The sequence below is a fragment of the Pseudomonas sp. A125 genome, from assembly GCF_055409485.1.
Window position 1 is genome coordinate 1 of the sequence record NZ_JBUZVP010000042.1, and the last position, 17,568, is coordinate 17,568.

General features: G+C 51.9%; 18 protein-coding genes and 1 pseudogene. 5 read left to right on the plus strand and 14 right to left on the minus strand.

Features of this window, described 5'->3' with window-relative positions; all coding sequences use genetic code 11:
- Positions 1 to 270: 270 nt before the first annotated feature.
- From ACZRN6_RS33415 to ACZRN6_RS33425, 3 genes and pseudogenes are all read right to left on the minus strand, one after another.
- Positions 271 to 645, minus strand: a pseudogene (locus ACZRN6_RS33415) (Tn3 family transposase); the annotation flags it as partial.
- 202 nt (positions 646 to 847) lie between these two features.
- Complete coding sequence (intI1, locus tag ACZRN6_RS33420; RefSeq protein ID WP_000845048.1) at positions 848 to 1,861, minus strand: class 1 integron integrase IntI1; 1,014 nt, start codon at positions 1,859 to 1,861, stop codon at positions 848 to 850.
- A gap of 220 nt (positions 1,862 to 2,081) precedes the next feature.
- Entirely contained in the window at positions 2,082 to 3,044 is a 963-nt protein-coding gene (locus ACZRN6_RS33425) for an IS30-like element ISPpu17 family transposase (RefSeq protein ID WP_004577240.1), read from the minus strand.
- A gap of 385 nt (positions 3,045 to 3,429) precedes the next feature.
- Between ACZRN6_RS33425 and ACZRN6_RS33430 the strand changes: the two genes are divergently transcribed.
- The 4 genes from ACZRN6_RS33430 (at position 3,430) to ACZRN6_RS33445 (ending at position 5,479) form a co-directional block, all read left to right on the plus strand.
- Complete coding sequence (locus tag ACZRN6_RS33430; RefSeq protein WP_464009789.1) at positions 3,430 to 4,575, plus strand: hypothetical protein; 1,146 nt, start codon at positions 3,430 to 3,432, stop codon at positions 4,573 to 4,575.
- An 81-nt stretch (positions 4,576 to 4,656) separates the two neighbouring features.
- Positions 4,657 to 4,896 (plus strand): type II toxin-antitoxin system RelB/DinJ family antitoxin, encoded by a 240-nt coding sequence (locus ACZRN6_RS33435; RefSeq protein WP_090470222.1) that lies wholly within the window; start codon positions 4,657 to 4,659, stop codon positions 4,894 to 4,896.
- On the plus strand, positions 4,886 to 5,173 hold the full coding sequence (locus tag ACZRN6_RS33440; RefSeq protein WP_198831389.1) for a type II toxin-antitoxin system RelE family toxin: 288 nt from the start codon (positions 4,886 to 4,888) through the stop codon (positions 5,171 to 5,173). The genes ACZRN6_RS33435 and ACZRN6_RS33440 overlap by 11 nt, the downstream gene beginning before the upstream one ends.
- A gap of 33 nt (positions 5,174 to 5,206) precedes the next feature.
- Positions 5,207 to 5,479, plus strand: a complete 273-nt coding sequence (locus ACZRN6_RS33445) for a hypothetical protein (protein ID WP_198831388.1) — start codon at positions 5,207 to 5,209, stop codon at positions 5,477 to 5,479.
- Between the two features lie 945 nt (positions 5,480 to 6,424).
- Here the strand turns inward: ACZRN6_RS33445 and ACZRN6_RS33450 are convergent.
- From ACZRN6_RS33450 to ACZRN6_RS33480, 7 genes are all read right to left on the minus strand, one after another.
- Positions 6,425 to 7,024 carry a recombinase family protein gene (locus ACZRN6_RS33450; RefSeq protein WP_198831387.1) on the minus strand — a complete coding sequence of 200 codons (600 nt, stop codon included), beginning with the start codon at positions 7,022 to 7,024 and terminating at the stop codon, positions 6,425 to 6,427.
- A 351-nt stretch (positions 7,025 to 7,375) separates the two neighbouring features.
- Positions 7,376 to 7,795, minus strand: a complete 420-nt coding sequence (locus ACZRN6_RS33455; protein WP_198831386.1) for a hypothetical protein — start codon at positions 7,793 to 7,795, stop codon at positions 7,376 to 7,378.
- A gap of 661 nt (positions 7,796 to 8,456) precedes the next feature.
- Positions 8,457 to 9,227: a hypothetical protein gene (locus tag ACZRN6_RS33460; protein ID WP_198831385.1), complete on the minus strand. Its 771-nt coding sequence runs from the start codon at positions 9,225 to 9,227 to the stop codon at positions 8,457 to 8,459.
- Between the two features lie 535 nt (positions 9,228 to 9,762).
- Positions 9,763 to 10,209, minus strand: a complete 447-nt coding sequence (locus ACZRN6_RS33465; RefSeq protein WP_198831384.1) for a hypothetical protein — start codon at positions 10,207 to 10,209, stop codon at positions 9,763 to 9,765.
- Positions 10,210 to 10,274: 65 nt separating this feature from the next.
- A complete protein-coding gene (locus tag ACZRN6_RS33470) occupies positions 10,275 to 11,948 on the minus strand; it encodes an LPD7 domain-containing protein (RefSeq protein WP_463862590.1) in 1,674 nt (557 codons plus the stop codon).
- Between the two features lie 224 nt (positions 11,949 to 12,172).
- On the minus strand, positions 12,173 to 12,562 hold the full coding sequence (locus ACZRN6_RS33475) for a hypothetical protein (protein WP_233098430.1): 390 nt from the start codon (positions 12,560 to 12,562) through the stop codon (positions 12,173 to 12,175).
- 986 nt (positions 12,563 to 13,548) lie between these two features.
- The gene (locus ACZRN6_RS33480; protein WP_198831382.1) at positions 13,549 to 13,893 is read right to left on the minus strand and encodes a plasmid mobilization protein; all 345 of its coding nucleotides are present in this window, start codon (positions 13,891 to 13,893) and stop codon (positions 13,549 to 13,551) included.
- Between the two features lie 307 nt (positions 13,894 to 14,200).
- Between ACZRN6_RS33480 and ACZRN6_RS33485 the strand changes: the two genes are divergently transcribed.
- A complete protein-coding gene (locus tag ACZRN6_RS33485; RefSeq protein ID WP_198831381.1) occupies positions 14,201 to 14,614 on the plus strand; it encodes a hypothetical protein in 414 nt (137 codons plus the stop codon).
- Between the two features lie 39 nt (positions 14,615 to 14,653).
- On the opposite strand, the gene ACZRN6_RS33490 is transcribed toward ACZRN6_RS33485, so the two are convergent.
- From ACZRN6_RS33490 to ssb, 4 genes are all read right to left on the minus strand, one after another.
- On the minus strand, positions 14,654 to 15,232 hold the full coding sequence (locus ACZRN6_RS33490) for a hypothetical protein (RefSeq protein WP_198831380.1): 579 nt from the start codon (positions 15,230 to 15,232) through the stop codon (positions 14,654 to 14,656).
- A gap of 9 nt (positions 15,233 to 15,241) precedes the next feature.
- Positions 15,242 to 15,946: a StbB family protein gene (gene stbB, locus ACZRN6_RS33495; RefSeq protein ID WP_198831379.1), complete on the minus strand. Its 705-nt coding sequence runs from the start codon at positions 15,944 to 15,946 to the stop codon at positions 15,242 to 15,244.
- Positions 15,947 to 16,292: 346 nt separating this feature from the next.
- Complete coding sequence (locus ACZRN6_RS33500; RefSeq protein WP_198831378.1) at positions 16,293 to 17,036, minus strand: hypothetical protein; 744 nt, start codon at positions 17,034 to 17,036, stop codon at positions 16,293 to 16,295.
- 20 nt (positions 17,037 to 17,056) lie between these two features.
- Positions 17,057 to 17,560 (minus strand): single-stranded DNA-binding protein, encoded by a 504-nt coding sequence (ssb, locus tag ACZRN6_RS33505; RefSeq protein WP_307830583.1) that lies wholly within the window; start codon positions 17,558 to 17,560, stop codon positions 17,057 to 17,059.
- Positions 17,561 to 17,568: the final 8 nt, after the last annotated feature.

Genomic DNA, 17,568 nt, shown 5'->3' on the forward strand with positions numbered 1-17,568 from the left:
GTCAGCCGCCGCTGTGCTACCTGTGCAACACCCCCTCAAAAATGTACGGAAAACTCTATCGCTATTCACTATTATGCGGAAACCTGTTTTTGATGGTTAAGTTCATCATTAAGGCATTGGAAACGGGCGGCCCCACTTTTCCCTTGGCTGCCGTGCGAAATGCTTGGTAACGGTCGAGCGGCTTGGTTTGGCGTGAGCATAGGAGGGAAGAAGGAAGGCCCCCGGATTTACCATAATGGGGAGCCCGCAGAATTCGGAAAAAATCGTACGCTAAGGTTTTCCGGGCATCCGTAGGGGCCGAAACTTCCCGTCTTCCAGTCTGCGGCTCTGCCGCCAGACGTAATCGCCGGTTAGGTTGATGTGCTCCCAGCCCAGCGGCGACAGGAATTGCAGCAGCTCGCCGTCCACCGGCTTGCCGGCCTCGACCAACCCCTGGGTGGCGCGCTCCAGGTACACCGTGTTCCACAGCACGATAGCCGCCGTCACCAGGTTGAGGCCGCTGGCCCGGTAGCGCTGCTGCTCGAAGCTCCGATCCCTGATTTCGCCGAGGCGGTTGAAGAACACCGCCCTGGCCAGGGAGTTGCGCGCTTCACCCTTGTTCAGGCCGGCATGCACGCGACGGCGCAGCTCGACGCTTTGCAGCCATGTCGTTTTCAGAAGACGGCTGCACTGAACGTCAGAAGCCGACTGCACTATAGCAGCGGAGGGGTTGGATCCATCAGGCAACGACGGGCTGCTGCCGGCCATCAGCGGACGCAGGGAGGACTTTCCGCAACCGGCCGTTCGATGCGGCACCGATGGCCTTCGCGCAGGGGTAGTGAATCCGCCAGGATTGACTTGCGCTGCCCTACCTCTCACTAGTGAGGGGCGGCAGCGCATCAAGCGGTGAGCGCACTCCGGCACCGCCAACTTTCAGCACATGCGTGTAAATCATCGTCGTAGAGACGTCGGAATGGCCGAGCAGATCCTGCACGGTTCGAATGTCGTAACCGCTGCGGAGCAAGGCCGTCGCGAACGAGTGGCGGAGGGTGTGCGGTGTGGCGGGCTTCGTGATGCCTGCTTGTTCTACGGCACGTTTGAAGGCGCGCTGAAAGGTCTGGTCATACATGTGATGGCGACGCACGACACCGCTCCGTGGATCGGTCGAATGCGTGTGCTGCGCAAAAACCCAGAACCACGGCCAGGAATGCCCGGCGCGCGGATACTTCCGCTCAAGGGCGTCGGGAAGCGCAACGCCGCTGCGGCCCTCGGCCTGGTCCTTCAGCCACCATGCCCGTGCACGCGACAGCTGCTCGCGCAGGCTGGGTGCCAAGCTCTCGGGTAACATCAAGGCCCGATCCTTGGAGCCCTTGCCCTCCCGCACGATGATCGTGCCGTGATCGAAATCCAGATCCTTGACCCGCAGTTGCAAACCCTCACTGATCCGCATGCCCGTTCCATACAGAAGCTGGGCGAACAAACGATGCTCGCCTTCCAGAAAACCGAGGATGCGAACCACTTCATCCGGGGTCAGCACCACCGGCAAGCGCCGCGACGGCCGAGGTCTTCCGATCTCCTGAAGCCAGGGCAGATCCGTGCACAGCACCTTGCCGTAGAAGAACAGCAAGGCCGCCAATGCCTGACGATGCGTGGAGACCGAAACCTTGCGCTCGTTCGCCAGCCAGGACAGAAATGCCTCGACTTCGCTGCTGCCCAAGGTTGCCGGGTGACGCACACCGTGGAAACGGATGAAGGCACGAACCCAGTGGACATAAGCCTGTTCGGTTCGTAAGCTGTAATGCAAGTAGCGTATGCGCTCACGCAACTGGTCCAGAACCTTGACCGAACGCAGCGGTGGTAACGGCGCAGTGGCGGTTTTCATGGCTTGTTATGACTGTTTTTTTGTACAGTCTATGCCTCGGGCATCCAAGCAGCAAGCGCGTTACGCCGTGGGTCGATGTTTGATGTTATGGAGCAGCAACGATGTTACGCAGCAGGGCAGTCGCCCTAAAACAAAGTTAGATGCACTAAGCACATAATTGCTCACAGCCAAACTATCAGGTCAAGTCTGCTTTTATTATTTTTAAGCGTGCATCCTGAATTCAACACATAAGTGCAACGCTCACCCCTGTATGCACTTCGTACGGCGTCTTCCAGCCCAAGCGCTTGCGCGGGCGTAGATTGATCCTCGCTACTGTCCGATTGACGGCTTCGACGGTCAGCTTGCTGAAGTCGCTGCCCTTGGGGAAATACTGGCGGAGCAGACCGTTGGTGTTTTCATTGGTGCCACGTTGCCAGGATGAATAGGGGTCTGCAAAAAAGACCTGGCACTGGCTCCGTAGCGCGATGCGTTCATGCCCGGCAAACTCCCTTCCGTTATCCAGCGTCAGCGTGTGAGCGGCATGGCCCTGAAGCATCAGATTGATCGCCCGCGTTACCTGCCGGCGCGTTCTGCGCTTGACCGGATAGGCGCTCAGATAGCCGCTTTTGCGATCAACCAGGGTCACCAGGTTACCGCCCAGTCCATGTACCGTATCGCCCTCCCAGTCCCCCAGGCGCTCGCGGCTTTCGACCTCGGCTGGGCGTTCACTGATTGACACGCGATTACGCAGCTGCCCGCGCCGATCGTGGCTTCCATAGCGTTTCCGGTAGCGCTTTCGGCGATGTCGCAGATAGGTATAAAGCTCACCACCGGCGCGCTGTTCGGCGGCAATGAACCGATAAATCCACTCATGGCTGACCGCCCGGCTTGGCTGCTCCTGCTTCAACCGCTGGGCGATCTGCTCCGGACTCATGCCATGCTTGAGCCACACCGGGAGATGATGGCTGAGCCATGTCGCCGGCTTGCAAAACTTGCGCGCACCCGCTCGACGAGCATCACTTTCATGGGCCGCAGAAACAGCCTTGTAGATATTCTGGGTGCTGTTGCGGCGAACCTCGCGACTGATCGTCGAGGGATGCACGCCGACCCGCTTTGCAATGCTCGCCTGGCTCTCTGCGGCGCTCAAGCCAGCCTCAATCTGGTAACGTTGTCCCTGAGTCAGCTGCCGGTAATGCGTAGTCATCTGCGCTTGAATCCTTCGGTGTGAGAGCCTGGATTCTACCGGTGGCTGGCTCTCTGCCTCTCGTTTCAAGCGTTGCGCTTATTCTATGAATTCAGGGTTCGATAAACTCGTTTCGACAATCAGAGTTCTCCAATCAACAGTCACATACGAGTAAAGCGAACTCTAATTCGTGCTTACGTTGGTTTTCGGTTCCATTGCTCCCCAAACCCCTATTTACAAAACCACTGGCTAAAATACCCGACACCAACTCTTAAATCGAAACATAGGGTAGTTACTTAAAAGTATACGACTCACCTACACAGCCCTTTGTTTCCGGGCAGTTCAGTTATATAAAAAACTGTAAATATCACTAGAGAGGTAAAAAACCACAAGCATAGGTAGACCAATGTCGGATAAATTTTGTGAGTATTGTCGTAAGTTAATTGAAAGAGGTTCTCCACAGTACTATAAAAAACGTTTCTGTAACGAATCCCATAAGCAAATGGCGCACAGAAAGAAAAAAGACCTCAACCCTCGGCAACAAAATCGTCTAAATGTGCGTCTAAAGAATCTTTCTGTAAATAAGGAATGGCTTTACATATCGCAGCAGTGCAAACGAGCTGGATCAGTACAAATCATGTCACACCATACTGTCGCCTCATTGAAACAACTGATAGGAATAATCTGCAATAAACCAAAAACCAGGAATGATAGGAATATGGATATATGTCATGTGTATCCTGTAAAAGGAAGCGATAGAATTGGACTGCTTCATCCATTAAATCTAGTATATGGAGAGAGTGACCAAAACAAGAAGAATGGGACAAAAATCTTTCAGAGCGCTGGCTATTCTATTGATCGAGTAGAATTGAAAAACAAATGGCGCGTAACCGAAAAAATGAAAGATAAAACAATCCTACGATTGTTGGAAAAGTTCTTAGGCAACGTGATTGTTGAATATGCAAAAAAATATCCTGTTAAAATATCAGGTAGAGTAAAGTTAATAGATAAGATAATCAAGCTAGACAAGACAGGACAATATACGAGAGACAACTTGAGTGCGCTAGAATCGATTGGACTATCATCGGTCCATGCAGAACTACATGGAGTCATTCTAAGTGGGTTTTATTTCCTACCAAAAAAGAATCGATCTAGAGTGCTTATATACTTAGAAGAATTAAGTCGTGTAGCTGAGGACGCAGATGGTGATTGGGCAAAAAACTGTGAATTTATGTACCAGATATTTTTGGCTGGCGCTGCTGCTTTATCAAAAGCTCCTGATCAGCCTGAACTATTAGATATCTACAAGGCGCATGGTAAAAAAGCGGATCGCTATAAACATAGGGTTTTACGGGATGTGAGTGAATATTCAACCTTCAAAGCCTTTCTCATGTATCAAGCATGTGATTGCCTTCTCGGAAAGAAGATTGATAACGATATGATAAAAGGGACTTTAAAAAAATACACCAGAGTTAGAAAAAGTGGCTCATGTTTCTCTTTTAAATCTATAACACTGAAAGGTTGCTACGAATATTTCCCAGACGCGTGGTAAAGGAAATTCTTGCGTCTCCCCTTGAAAAATTGCTCCTGCAATGCCATTGTAATGACATGTGTCATTACAGGAGTGCACGAAATGGCCTCAATCAATGTCCGTGTAGACGACGATCTAAAAAACCGCGCCTATCGCGAATTGGAACGTTTGGGTGTGACTCCGTCTGAGCTCATGCGCCAAGCCTTGCAGTACGTTGCGGAGCGCGGCCAGCTGCCTTTCCGGCCTGTGCTTATGACTGAAGAGGATGAAACCCTCATAAACACCGTACGCGAGCGATTGGCTTCACCACAGCGCGTTAAGGTGACGCTGGATGACCTATAGTCTTGAGTTCGATCAGCGTGCGCTGAAGGAATGGCACAAACTGGGAGATACGATCCGTCAGCAATTCAAGAAAAAACTGGCTGAAGTCCTGGAAAACCCACGCATCGAGGCCAACCGCTTACGCGAGCTGCCAGATTGCTACAAAGTAAAGCTGCGCAGCGCGGGCTATCGGCTGATCTACCAGGTCATAGACCAAGAAATTGTGGTGTTCGTGGTCGCTATCGATAAGCGTGAGAATGAAGCCGCGTACCGTAAGGCATCAGATCGACTAAAATGAGTCAGTATTAAAATTACAAAGACAGGAGTCATCATGAAAACAATAGTAAAAAGCGTATTTGTTGTAATTCCATTTATACTGTCCAGCACTGCATATGCATTATCAGGGGGTAACACTCTAGGAGACTGGAGAGATGCATCTTACTCTGAGAAATCCAGTTTAGCTCAAGCTATGGCTTCTAATATAAATAAATCTGGAGTCTCAGCAAGCGGACTCGTCGCATGCATCAATGAAACGGCAGGCGATGGAGGGCTTGATCAAATGAAAATTTCAGAAGTCGCTGCGGCATGTGCAGTAATGATGTAGCCATAATAATGGCTGTAGTGACGAGTATTAAATTTTTAATACTCGTCACGTTTCACTGCCAATAATGATCTTTAGCTCTATTCACATCCGATCGTTTGGTCAGATGGAAACTATCTTAACTATCCCTCTGTAACTAAGCAGTTCGCTACGTTGTCGCTTACTTTATTTAGTTTTGCCAAGGCACTATCTACATATTGATTAGCTTCCTGGGATCCAGGCAGTGGCGCCTCATTGGCGCTCCACGTACCCCTAATCTTTAGATTCGTAAAGTCGAAAGCCAAATTTCCCGAATCATGACTAGCGGTCACCGAGAAGATGATTTCGTAGCTAAGGGGCGTTCCCATCGTCATAGGAACGATGAATGAAACTTGGTCTTTTCCCTGAGCGGTAATCTTGGTCTTTACTGAGTTTGATAAGGGAGTACCGTTGATCCCTGGGATGTTCTGAGCAAAACAGAATTGGATAGTGTCTGCGGATGGCTTAGCTACCGCTCGCTTTACTACGACCCTATCGACCTGAAAGCTCCCGTTTGGACTAGGAATTATGGAAACTCCATCAGGAACTGGTCGATAGGGTTGAGGGGCCATGCTCGAGCAACCAGTAAGAGTCCCCAATAATCCTATTGCCAGCCAAATCTTTAAGCTTGCTTTCATCATCCCTTCCCATTGATATCTGACCAACCAGCCAGTTGAAACGGGAAGGTAGCAGATTGTTGCGGGGCAGGCTCTGGGCTTAAGTGCACTTTCCGTTGCTAGGAGCGATCAATACAGGTGTCGCAAATATCCTAAGTCGTGCGACATGGAACCGTTCCCCGATTTTTCTGCTCCATAAGTGTCGCATATTTCTGTCGCAGGTGTTACTTTACTTGCGACAAATACTGCGACAGGTGGAGCATGACCGCGAACAATGGCCAGTGTCATTTTCAGAAGACGACTGCACCATTTATCAGGAGGCGCCTGCACTGCCCCTGCCCAGTTTTTCCCGCACTCGCATGATGGACTGCCGGGTGGTGCCGTAGTCGCGCGCCACCTTCGCAACCGATTCGCCAGCCGCAAGGCGTTGCATGGCTTCGGCCTGCTGCACCTTTGTCAACGCTGGGGGGCGGCCAAGCGCCTTGCCTTCCGCGCGCGCACGCGCAATGCCTGCCTGGGTTCGCTCGATCAGCAAGTCGCGTTCAAACTCAGCCACCGCACTCAACACGCTCATGGTCATCTTTCCGGCGGCGCTGGTCAGATCGACCCCGCCGAGCGCCAGGCAGTGGACGCGGACACTCTCGGCGGCCAATCGCTCAACCGTTGCGCGGACATCCATGGCATTGCGACCGAGCCGGTCCAGCTTGGTCACGATGAGCACATCACCGGGCTCCAGCCGGTCAAGCAACCGGGCAAACTGAGGACGCTCACTGGCCGCGATGCTACCGCTGATGCTTTCGGTCACGATGCGGCGCTGATTTACTGAGAAGCCTGCGGCTTCAATCTCTCGAATCTGGTTGTCGGTATTCTGGTCAGCCGTGCTGACGCGACCATAGATGAAGGTGCGTGACATTTTTGGAAATCGCCGACCTGTACGAAATGGGTGTACTTATTATATGTCATGTCCGAAACAATAAAATGCTTATTTAAGTACATGCGGTTCGATAGGTGTCCGTAACCGATCGGTTTCGTACATAGCCGAGGTCGATGCGACGATGGTACAGAGGAGTTTTGAGCAGAGACGAAGATCGTGCACACAACTATTGAGCAGGGACAGATCAACAGTCGTGTGCACTACGACGAATTCCCCCAGCGGAGTGGTGCAGTCGTCTTCGGAAAATGACACCTAAAGAGCCACATTATAAAGAGCCACCCTTTTGAGCCATTGCAACCACTGCAATCGACTTAATGGGCCGACCAAAAACTAGTAACTGTCCCTGGTACTGTATACGTAGGAATAGCCGCCCAGAACGATGATGAGCAACACGCCCCAGCGAGTGACCCAATTAGCCCACCACTCTACTTCTAATTGCCCCACACCCTGGAAGAACAGTCCTACGCTGCCCCATTGTTGCAACGCAGGCCAAAAACCCAACCAGACAACAGCTAGTGATGCAGGAAGTACATTTTTGACCGTCAGGATCTCCCCGTAATTATTTTCTTGCCACCACCCTGCACCCAAGATCGCAATACCCATTATCAGACCTAGCAGGAGCTTGCCAGCGGCTGAAAAGTCGAGGCCGACAGCCTTTGAGAACTTCCATATCAATAGGCCCACGACAATCACTACGATTGCGATACCCACCAATACCAGCTCACCCGAATCATTACGTCGATTGTTCAAATTACCACTCCTGTTGGTGCTTGTTTTTACGCCGAGGTGGGTTGGAAAGCACTGAGAGCCACCATAGCAATTAGTAGTCGAAATCCATTCTATGGAAGCTTGGCGATCAGACGCAAACACCCTGGGAATTACCGGGAGCAACACAAATAGCAAAATGCATGCCTTCATTGAAGGCAAGTGGCAGCATTCGCGTTTTCAATCCGTCAGATAAGCCTGCGCGCACACGCGCCCGGTTGAGGCGCAGGGCGGCTTGCCGTCCTGGGGCGATTTATCCGGGTCTTAGCGCCCGAAGGGTGGCCGGAAGGCCAGGGCAGGGCGGTTTTATCGCCCTGGGCCGCTTAGACAGGCTGTTGCACGGTTGTGAGGGTTTATACCGCGCCGTGCCGTAGGCACGACAGTGCGCGGGCATTATTAGAGAGGGGTTTACACCTCGAAAGTCACTGTTTTACCCGGAGGGGGAAACTGACGGGGGTATAAAATTCCATTTAATCCTAAAGGCTTTTGGCTAACGGACGGCAAAACCCGGGGCAGGGCGCACACCCAGCCAAAACACGTCGTTTTCCTCCCTCCGGTTCCGGTTCTACGGCCGGGACCGCCCATTTGCCAAATCGCAGGCGTGACAATGCCTCCGCGTGAGCGGATTCAATTTTAAAATGGGGGATTAACCGCTGCCGGTGGGCTTGTTGGCCAATAGCCGGTTCAGTGCCGTCAGCACATCATTGCCTGTGGCACGCTGAGGCGCGTCAGCCTTGACCTTAGTAGGGGCGGTTGGCAGGTTAACCGCCCGGTCACCCATCACCTTGCGGGCCTCCTGGTCCTGCCAGCGTTGACGTGACACCTCGCGCCGGTGCAGCTCCAGGGAGTGACGCTCCATATCCGCCAACCGGCGCTGGGCCAACGCACGCAACTGCGCTTCACGGCGCTTCTTCGCGGCCTTTTGCACCCGCTCGTACACGTAACGCAGCCCAAGGTCATTCCAGAAAAGCTTGGTAAAGCGCACCAATACCCGCGTACGCACAAGGTGCAGACCGTTTTCGTCCTTTTCGTCCAGGCGCACACGCTCGATCCGGCGATACACGTAATCCGCTGCATCCAGGGTTTTAAACATCCGACACAGGATCGGTGCCGAAATAGACGAGTCCTCCGCGATACCCCGTTGGGTATTAAGAACAAACTCGCCGCTCTTGTCGTCCAGGTAACCCAAAACACTCGTGGCCAGGTCCAAGCGGACCAGTGTCTGTTCAGTTACGCGCTCGATGGCCCGAAACACCTCCACGCGGGTACGCCGGTCGCCATTAACGCTGTCCAGGCGGCGCAGGTACTTCCCTCGGTAGCGCTCAATGTTGCCAAGACGCTCCTTTGCAGCACGAATCAACGGGTTTTTCAGTTGCTCAGGTGTGAGGCGAAGCGGGTCCGCTCGACGTGCAGGCATCACCCTGGCAGGTCTACGCAGTGCGGAATGGGGATCAGAAGGGGCGAGCCGGACGGCTCTGAGGGGTTTCTTCACCATCCCTTACCCCCTGGGCAGTCACTGCCGCGAGTCGGGTAAAGGATGATGTTTACTGCATAAGTATCTGTTTTCTTATGTCTGTTGCCACCATCAACGACGTGCGCAACCACTTGGGATACTCGTTCCATAAGTCCGCCAATCAGCGGTGAGCCCTTATCACGTTTTACTGCTTGCACGAAGCCGCAGTGAACGCCATAATTGGCTCACGTTTTGAGAGAGAGAACAGGCTTCTAGCAAAGAAATTGACCTGTTCTGGATTGTCCAAAAAGCCCCGGCGCCAACCGGGGCTTTTTGGTTTCTGCTGTTTGTGAATCTACATCGGTCAAACCCTGTCAAAAACACTTCGGCGGATAGTAGCATGAGGCTCCCTCGTTCGGCTTCCCTTAATGCGTGGTTATTCGCTGTGCTTAACTGTCGGCAGAACAAGCGGTTACACCCGCACAGTTCCTTGTAAACCTCACAGCAAAAAACTCCCGCGTGGACTGTCCTTCAACACCGGTGCGATCCAATCGTCACTGTTCCAGCGCTCGATGGCATCGAGCAGCGTCTTGCCGCCCTGCATGACCACGCCGTCCTCCGGCGTCATGCAGGACGTGCAAATCACCACGACCTCTCCCGTGCTGGATCGATGACCTGGCCCCACATCGGGTTTCTGATCGCATTCAGGACACGCCTTAATAAACGGGTGATGCAATCGAGCGTTCTCCAGCTCGGCCAATCCTTCACGTTTGTTAGCCTCACTGAGAATCGAACGTAGCCCGTCCACCAGGTCGTCATTGCCCTGTGGGTCTTCCCGTAATATCTGCTCCAGCGTCTCGTACAACGCCCCGCGACACTCCATTGGGCGGTCTTCATAACCGGCCCTGATTAGAGCGGTTTTGACCTGCAAATCTGCTGCTTTCATAGTGCTGTCTCCACGTTGGCCAACCCAAAACCATCCCCCGCTTGGGGGATGGCCACGCCCGTCAATCAGCCCATTTCTGGCCCGTGGTCCTGCTCAGGTTCAGACTGTGTAAGAGACTCCGCCGCCGGTTGGTCCAAGCCCAAGGACGCCGGTTGGCCCATGTGGGTAAAGTTCAGTAGCCCCGTCGAACGCTCGACCGCAGGCGCTGCGTTCGTCACGGATGGTCCATCCTTCGCTACTGTCTCCAGCTCGACAGCCCATTCGCGGCGATAGCCAGGCTTTTCGGTCATGGTTCCGTCTGCCTGTTGTAGTTGCAGCGTGACCGGCACCGTGCCTTTGTCCTCGATCCGCACGCGGTCGCCCTGTTTGAGCTGTATCTGTTCCATTGCGTCAGCCAGGCCAGCGCCCCACAGGGTCCTGTTGCCCGAGTCGGTTTTCACGGTGACGAAGTAGCTTTGTTCTTTATCTGGCTTGTTCTGGTACGGCGCTGCGCCATGATCGATGAGTTCTCCCTGGATGACTTTCCGGTCGTTTACTGGCTTGGCCACGTCCGGCTTGCCGTCTGCTGCCAACAACGCGGCGTGCTTTTTGCTTTCAATGTCGTTAACCAACGGCACAACAAAATCTGTCGCTTCGTCCAGGGCCTTGATGGACTCTGGTGAGCTTTGCGATTTCGCATAGAAGTCTTCGATAGCCCCCTTGAAAGCCTCGCGGTAACTGTCGTTTTCCATGTAGGAACTGATCATGGCCAAGGCATCAGGCGTTTTATCGTTGGTGGCCACCAACCAAATGGCGTGATCCTCTCCCCGTAGTCCCATCACCGTGTCCGAGGAACGCACATCAGCCTCGGACATCGGGCCGCTTCCAGGCATTTGCATCGACTTACGCCATGCAGCCTCGCGTTGCACCAGTTCGCTCGGGCTTTGCTCTGGAGCAACAGCCTCTGGCTGTGCTGGATAACGATTAAGGTCCAGGGTCGCCGGTTGGCCGTTATGCACAAAGTCCAGCGGGGCAGGGGCCTCCTGGGTCGCTTCAGCGCTTGGCTCTGGCGCACCCGGCGCAATGCCTTGACCATCACGCTCAATTTCAAGTTCGGCACGACGTGCCGCCAGGCTCTGGTTCATGTCCTTATCTGTAAAATGCACCTCCATGCCGCTCTTGGCCGCAGCCTCGACCACCAGGTGCTTAAATTCAGCGCTGCCGGTAATGGTCAGCGTGCTACCAAAGCGCTCCTGGGCCAGCTTCAACGCCACGGCCACACCTGACTCCGTGATACCGGTACGGCGCAGAGAAATGGCCTTGCCGGTGTCCACAAACAACACTTTGTCATTTTTCTTATCCAGGTAATGCACGTTTTGACTGAACTTGGCTTTCTTGGTGTAAATGTCCTTGGCACTCAATTCGCGTTCGCGGGTTTTAGTTGTCTCCGGGTCTAGCTGCTTACCCAAGTTATCGACGATCCGCCGAACTTGCTCACGCATGCCAACTGGCTTCGGCCCCTTGGGACCACTGATGGAATAGCCTGGGTCTTCTTTTTCTTCTTCAATAAGACTGCGAATCTCTGCACTGCCCATAAAGTTAACCTCGATATTTTGGGTGGGATGTTTAATTGCTTCACGCGCTTTCAATCGCTCAAACGTCAACACCGAAACAAGTTGCGTTTTGTCTTGTCGCGTCAATCGTTCATCTGAGAACAGCGAACGTCTTAATTCGAAAAATTGTTTATTAACCCGGCGCATCGCTTTGCGTTGCGGGGGCAGTAGTTGATTACTTTCTATCTGACGGTTGAAATAAGCCGCGACCGTAGAGGCCTCACGGTTAATTGCGATGGGCTTATGTTTGGCTTGTTTAATAATCAGTTCCGAATCCACTGCTCTTTTAAGCGGACCAAACAACCGTTGGCTGCGGGCTTCGATATCGGAAATGGTGGTGACGCGGTGGGGGTTGCGAGGGTGGAGCGGTGTTACGGTTCTACTTCGCTTGGGTTGTCGGCTTGTTCCTCCTGCTCTTGTCTTTCGCGCTGCTCCATCTGCTGTCTGAGGAAGGCTGGCATGCTGCTGTCGTCGCCCTGGCCCCTCTGATCCCCGTCCTCCTCCTCGTCCTCCGGCTCGTATAGGTGGTCGCAGTCTAGAATCTCCTCCCGATTGCGGCTGTCCCAGGTGAAGCTGTGCATCACCTGGCAATAGCACCGCACCGTCACTGACTCCGGCGCGTCCGGCTTGCCCGTGATCTGCCACATCGCTGACGGACACGTCTTGCACGCCAGGGGCAGGGCGGGCAGTTCCTCGACTTTCAGTTTCAACAGTACTTCGCTGCTGATCTCTCTCCCGTTCGGGAGCGTATAAGCTGCCATAGCGATCTCCATAGGTCTGATAGAACGTCCGCTCGCGCTCGGCCAGTAGCCGAAGTCGCTCATCCGGGGATGACGCGGTGTAGAGCTTGCGAAAGGCCGGAGTGGCCTTGCTGATGTACTTAATTTCCTTGGCCCGTTGAGGCCAGGCTAATAAGCGGTCCTGGATAACCTTTTTATCCAGCGGAGGTTTTTTTAATTCACGTCTGACAATAAAGTCGTCCTGAAAGATGGTGTCTTTCAGGTTAGTAAACTTCGCGTCACCAGGAAGCTTGACCGCGATGTATTCGCTGTCCTTACCTTCGTTGCGAATCCGTGTTTCACCGTGTTCAGCAACAAGTGCGTAAAAGTCCGGGCGGGTTACTACACCACATTCAATAACCTGCTTAACCAGGTCTTGTTTAAAGTCGCGATTTTTTCCATAAAAATCGTCAGCCTTGTAACGGGATAACACGCTGGCGGCATCCTTAATATCGGCACGTACATTTTCACGTGGCGAGGACAGCTCGTACTTTTGATTAATGTATTCTTGAAACGCCTCAAGGTACTTAACATTTCCTTCATGCATACCAACGGGGTTTGCTTCGTTACCGCTAAGCATATTTTTGCGAGGAATGATGATATGGATATGTGGTTTACGCTCAATCATATCCCCAGTAGCTTTATCCTTTATTGTTTTGATCTTTGGCAAATGCGCCTCTGCGTAAAAATTGAACTCATCTTCTTTATACGCATACATCATAAACTGCTTAAATTCTTGTGTGATTTCTTGCAACGTATCGTAAGAAACTTCATCTTCACGAAAAGCCAAGGTGAATGATAAGTACCGATTCTGCCCCTTGTCCTCGATACTTTCATAAACCATACGGGTCAAATCTAAATCACCATCCAGAATTACCCGCTCGTCCAGCTCGTCACGGCTAAACTCTCTCCCGGCCTTATTTCCTTCCTCCAGATATTCTTGCGCACCAGTGTTATATCCGCTTACCCTAATCAACATGGCTCACCCCCGCGCTTAAAAGCTCACGAATAAGTGCAAGTTCGTGCAACACTTTAATGTATAATGACTCAGATATAATGCCAGACTTTCGATACGCACTATTAACCTTGTGCGAGAGCTGGTTAAGGTTATTACTGGACTTGCTATATAAGAACAGCAAGTGTTCGTAGTTTTTTGAGGACTCCTTGAAGACAGGAGATTTATTGAGAGTCATATCGCGAAAAAATCGGCTCTGGCTGATATCCGCCTTTTCGATGATTTCCGCAAAGGGCGCGTACTGTTCCTCCGTCAACCGGAAGGACACGATGCGCTCCTTGTTGACCTTTTTAGCCATGGCATCACCCCACCAACAACAACCAACAATGACAACCAACAAAAGACAACAGCTCTCCCGCTCTGCGGGGTTTCAAAGGGGTTTCCCCTTTGGCGCGGACGATGTTTATAAAAGGCGAAGCTCTTTTGTAAACAATCGGTAACGTGCCTGTCTTTTGATTCCGAATTTTCAGTACACCCCAGAAATACCCCTAAAGCACCCCAGCTATACCCCACATTTGCCCCAAAAATACCCCCGGTGTACACTGGACTACCCCGGAAATACTCCTGGAATACCCCACGAATCCTCCAAGAGGTCTAGTTTCACCATGACAAAACTGTCTCTAAGCGAAACCTTGCAGAAAATGGCGGGGATGCATGACAGCCGATCTGAAACTGACCGCCTGCGGGACGTGTATGCCGATGTAGAAATGGCCCTACAGAGTGGCGTGAGTCGAAGAGCGGTTTTAGATGCCCTTCACCAAGACGGCTTTACGATGAGCCTTAAAATGTTCGATAAGGCGCTGTATCGAATTCGTAAGGCTAAGCGCTCTAACGTCACTACCAAAGGTCATGCAATTGAGCATCATGTCGATGCTATAAAAAGCGAGACTTCGGCCAAACCGCTACTGGAAAAAACCGTGTCATCACCACGCAAAGCAATGACACCCGCAGATTTTCGAGAAATTAGAAATCAGCCACACGACTGGGTAGCGTTATCTAAGCCCGTAATAAAAAAATAACAAGTCATGACTTAGAAACTGCCCGCTTAGGGCAGTTATCTAACGAGGCTTTACAAATTTACTTTTAACATCGGCAGGTAGGCTATTGATAATATCTCTTTGCGCCTTGTACTCATCATAAAACCATTTATTGGTTTCATCATTTTGTTTAGAGATAATGGTTAGCCAGGTCATGCCACACAATGTCAGCACCATGGCAAACACAAAGCCGACCAACATTATATAGTTCATGCGTGTAGCATGTGCGTCCCGAATACTTCCAGAAAGGCCTTTGATCCTTTTCTCCAGTTCCTCAACTTTGATTGAGGCTTTATGAAGCGCAGGATCAATCGTGCGTTCTAAACTCACATGTATAGCACCAGAAAGCTCTGACCCCGCTTCAAACGCAACGCGTGTTGCCGTAGTTTGAATGGCTTCCTTGGTAGCATCTTGAAGTTTCTGAGCGGTTGATTCTGCATCAGCTACAGCAATAGCAATAATTTCTAAAGAGTCTGAAATTGACAGTTTCAGCAGTTCCGGTATGGCCTTGATATCGTCGTGAACGTTCCCAAGGTCGCTTAGTAACTCAATCATCAACGCATCGCGTGCTGTTCTAGGTGGAGCCGTTTCATCAATCATGGCGTATCCTCAAGTGAATAGTGCATCATAAACAGCATCAAGCTTCCGATTCACACCTTTGCACAATAGTTTTAGGCCATACATATCTGACCACCGCGCACGATCCTCTGCATCTGCCGTCTTATCCTTGAGCAATGTCTTATAGTCAATTCCATCAGCCATTAGTCCCTGTAGAGACATGCGACGAATCGACAACGCATCAAATAATTCAGTTTCGTAAATCGCACACCGATTATTGAGAGAGAACGTTTTATTTTGTCCGTGAAAGTTCTGAATAATTGGAAATTCGCTTTCTACGTCTCGTTGAACACGGTTAAATAAAACCTTTATTTTTTCGAAAGGAATACCAATTGCCGTCAAACTTTCGATCATACGCACCGACTCAATCTGTTCTTTTGTGCCACTTGTGACAGGAATAATATAATAGTCAATATCTTCATGAGCCTCTTCAAACCCTTCAAGATTGACCATAAAATCTTCGACATTAGAAGCGCCCACGTCGATGATTGCGCTATCTGCAAGCATGACTTTCTGCAAAAGTTCGCGAAACATATCTCCGCGCAACTTTTCAACATCCAGGCCGATTCCTTCCGCCGTCTCATTAATTGATTCAATGGCATAAATAGGGGCCCCGTTCATGCGTGGAGACAGCAAGTGTGCAGCAACGGTAGTTTTACCTACAGTACCAGTATAATTAAGCACGGCTACTTTCATAATAAATATCCTTAATTGAAATTTAACGGATGTACACACGCATGCATTCACAAACGCAGCCGAATGCCGGACGCGTATGTCCAGGCTGAAAAATGGGTGAAGGGGCTATCTAAAACCAAGGGCGCTGCCCTTGTTATCCCGCAACTGCCGCGTTGGGCTCAGGAGCGCGGGGTGGTGAAGCTACCCCACACTCCAGAGCAAGGCTTTGGGTGGTCGAGGTATCGTCAAGTGTGCGCTGCGCCCGTGCTTCCGTTCGCCGCAACGATAAAGCCGTTACGACGAGCCGGGAGCGCGGCACCTGACGTTTCATGGGGAGTGGTGTTACAGACCAGCGCAGATATAAACGTCAGTCCATCTCAGGCCCATATTCTTCGTCTTGATCCAGGGCCTGATCTTCCTGCCCCCAGTAGCAGACATCCTTACGATATTGAGCATCGTTCTGCTGGGGCTCCGTCTGTGGCTCTCGTATCCCCAGTTTGATGCCTGCGGCCACGTTTTCGGTAATATCGCGTAACTGCGCCAGGCTCAAAGTCATCCGTGACTGTTCAGCCAGTAACTCGTCAAGAGTGTCGGCCCCGTGGCTGATTCGTGAAACATCACCACTGGCATGTTCAGCCACAAACGCAAACACCTCTTCGGCGTTCATCTGTGGGGAGTTTTCTGGATAGGTCGATTCAACCGCACGCCATAAATCTTTCAGCGTATGGACATTGTCGATAAACGGCGTATCCACCGCGCTGGATTCATCACGCGAGTTCATGATCGTATCCAGCACCAACCGCTTTTCATCAGGCCTGAAGGTGTTTATTCCGTAGTGGCCGAGTCCTTCGTGCTTAACACATCGGTGCAAAGTGGCCTCGTCCCGTGATTGAGAAGCCACAACGCAGATTGCTTGTCCAACGGGAAGGTACGCAGCTTGGACGCCTTCGAGTCGTTCACGGGCTGTTCTGTCGAGCGATTGTCCAACGGCTTTTTCGATGGCATCTATGTATTCCTTCGTGTCGGTAAATAAAAGCACTCTGACCCAATCAATCAGGCCAAGCTCTTTCAGAGTCGATTCAACGACCCGTTCCGCCTCTGCCTTATCCATTGTAAACCAGTCTCCCAGACTCAGAACGGAACGTCTGGGTCATAACTATCATCATCGGAGGCCTGTGGGGCTGGCTGTGCAGGCTTGTTAGCAGCAGGCTTTGCCTTGCCCTTACCTGGGGCTTTCTCGCTCTTTTCTGCATTGTCAGGCTGCTGTGGTCCCCGCGCTTCTTGCTCGGCAGGCTTTGCATCCAACAGTTGCAGGGTGCCCTGCATGTCCACGACGATTTCCGTGGTGTAACGCTTAATGCCATCCTTCTCCCAGCTTCGGGTTTGTAGCTTGCCCTCGATGTAGACCCGCGACCCTTTATGCAGGTATTCGCCAGCGATTTCAGCGACCTTGCCGAACAGCGATACCCGGTGCCATTCAGTTTTTTCAACCTTCTGGCCGGTTTGCTTGTCAGTCCACTGCTCACTGGTGGCAAGACTGAGGTTGGTCACGCACGTACCGTTGGGCATGTACCGCACTTCCGGGTCCTGCCCGCAGGTGCCAAGCAAGGTCACTCGGTTAACTCCACGCATCACGTTATCCT

Coding starts and splice junctions, on each gene's coding strand:
- intI1 (WP_000845048.1), bottom strand. CDS start 1,861: ATGAAAACCGCCACTGCGCCGTTACCACCGCTGCGTTCGGTCAAGGTT.
- ACZRN6_RS33425 (WP_004577240.1), bottom strand. CDS start 3,044: ATGACTACGCATTACCGGCAGCTGACTCAGGGACAACGTTACCAGATT.
- ACZRN6_RS33430 (WP_464009789.1), top strand. CDS start 3,430: ATGTCGGATAAATTTTGTGAGTATTGTCGTAAGTTAATTGAAAGAGGT.
- ACZRN6_RS33435 (WP_090470222.1), top strand. CDS start 4,657: ATGGCCTCAATCAATGTCCGTGTAGACGACGATCTAAAAAACCGCGCC.
- ACZRN6_RS33440 (WP_198831389.1), top strand. CDS start 4,886: ATGACCTATAGTCTTGAGTTCGATCAGCGTGCGCTGAAGGAATGGCAC.
- ACZRN6_RS33445 (WP_198831388.1), top strand. CDS start 5,207: ATGAAAACAATAGTAAAAAGCGTATTTGTTGTAATTCCATTTATACTG.
- ACZRN6_RS33450 (WP_198831387.1), bottom strand. CDS start 7,024: ATGTCACGCACCTTCATCTATGGTCGCGTCAGCACGGCTGACCAGAAT.
- ACZRN6_RS33460 (WP_198831385.1), bottom strand. CDS start 9,227: ATGCCTGCACGTCGAGCGGACCCGCTTCGCCTCACACCTGAGCAACTG.
- ACZRN6_RS33465 (WP_198831384.1), bottom strand. CDS start 10,209: ATGAAAGCAGCAGATTTGCAGGTCAAAACCGCTCTAATCAGGGCCGGT.
- ACZRN6_RS33470 (WP_463862590.1), bottom strand. CDS start 11,948: ATGCGCCGGGTTAATAAACAATTTTTCGAATTAAGACGTTCGCTGTTC.
- ACZRN6_RS33475 (WP_233098430.1), bottom strand. CDS start 12,562: ATGGCAGCTTATACGCTCCCGAACGGGAGAGAGATCAGCAGCGAAGTA.
- ACZRN6_RS33480 (WP_198831382.1), bottom strand. CDS start 13,893: ATGGCTAAAAAGGTCAACAAGGAGCGCATCGTGTCCTTCCGGTTGACG.
- ACZRN6_RS33485 (WP_198831381.1), top strand. CDS start 14,201: ATGACAAAACTGTCTCTAAGCGAAACCTTGCAGAAAATGGCGGGGATG.
- ACZRN6_RS33490 (WP_198831380.1), bottom strand. CDS start 15,232: ATGATTGATGAAACGGCTCCACCTAGAACAGCACGCGATGCGTTGATG.
- stbB (WP_198831379.1), bottom strand. CDS start 15,946: ATGAAAGTAGCCGTGCTTAATTATACTGGTACTGTAGGTAAAACTACC.
- ACZRN6_RS33500 (WP_198831378.1), bottom strand. CDS start 17,036: ATGGATAAGGCAGAGGCGGAACGGGTCGTTGAATCGACTCTGAAAGAG.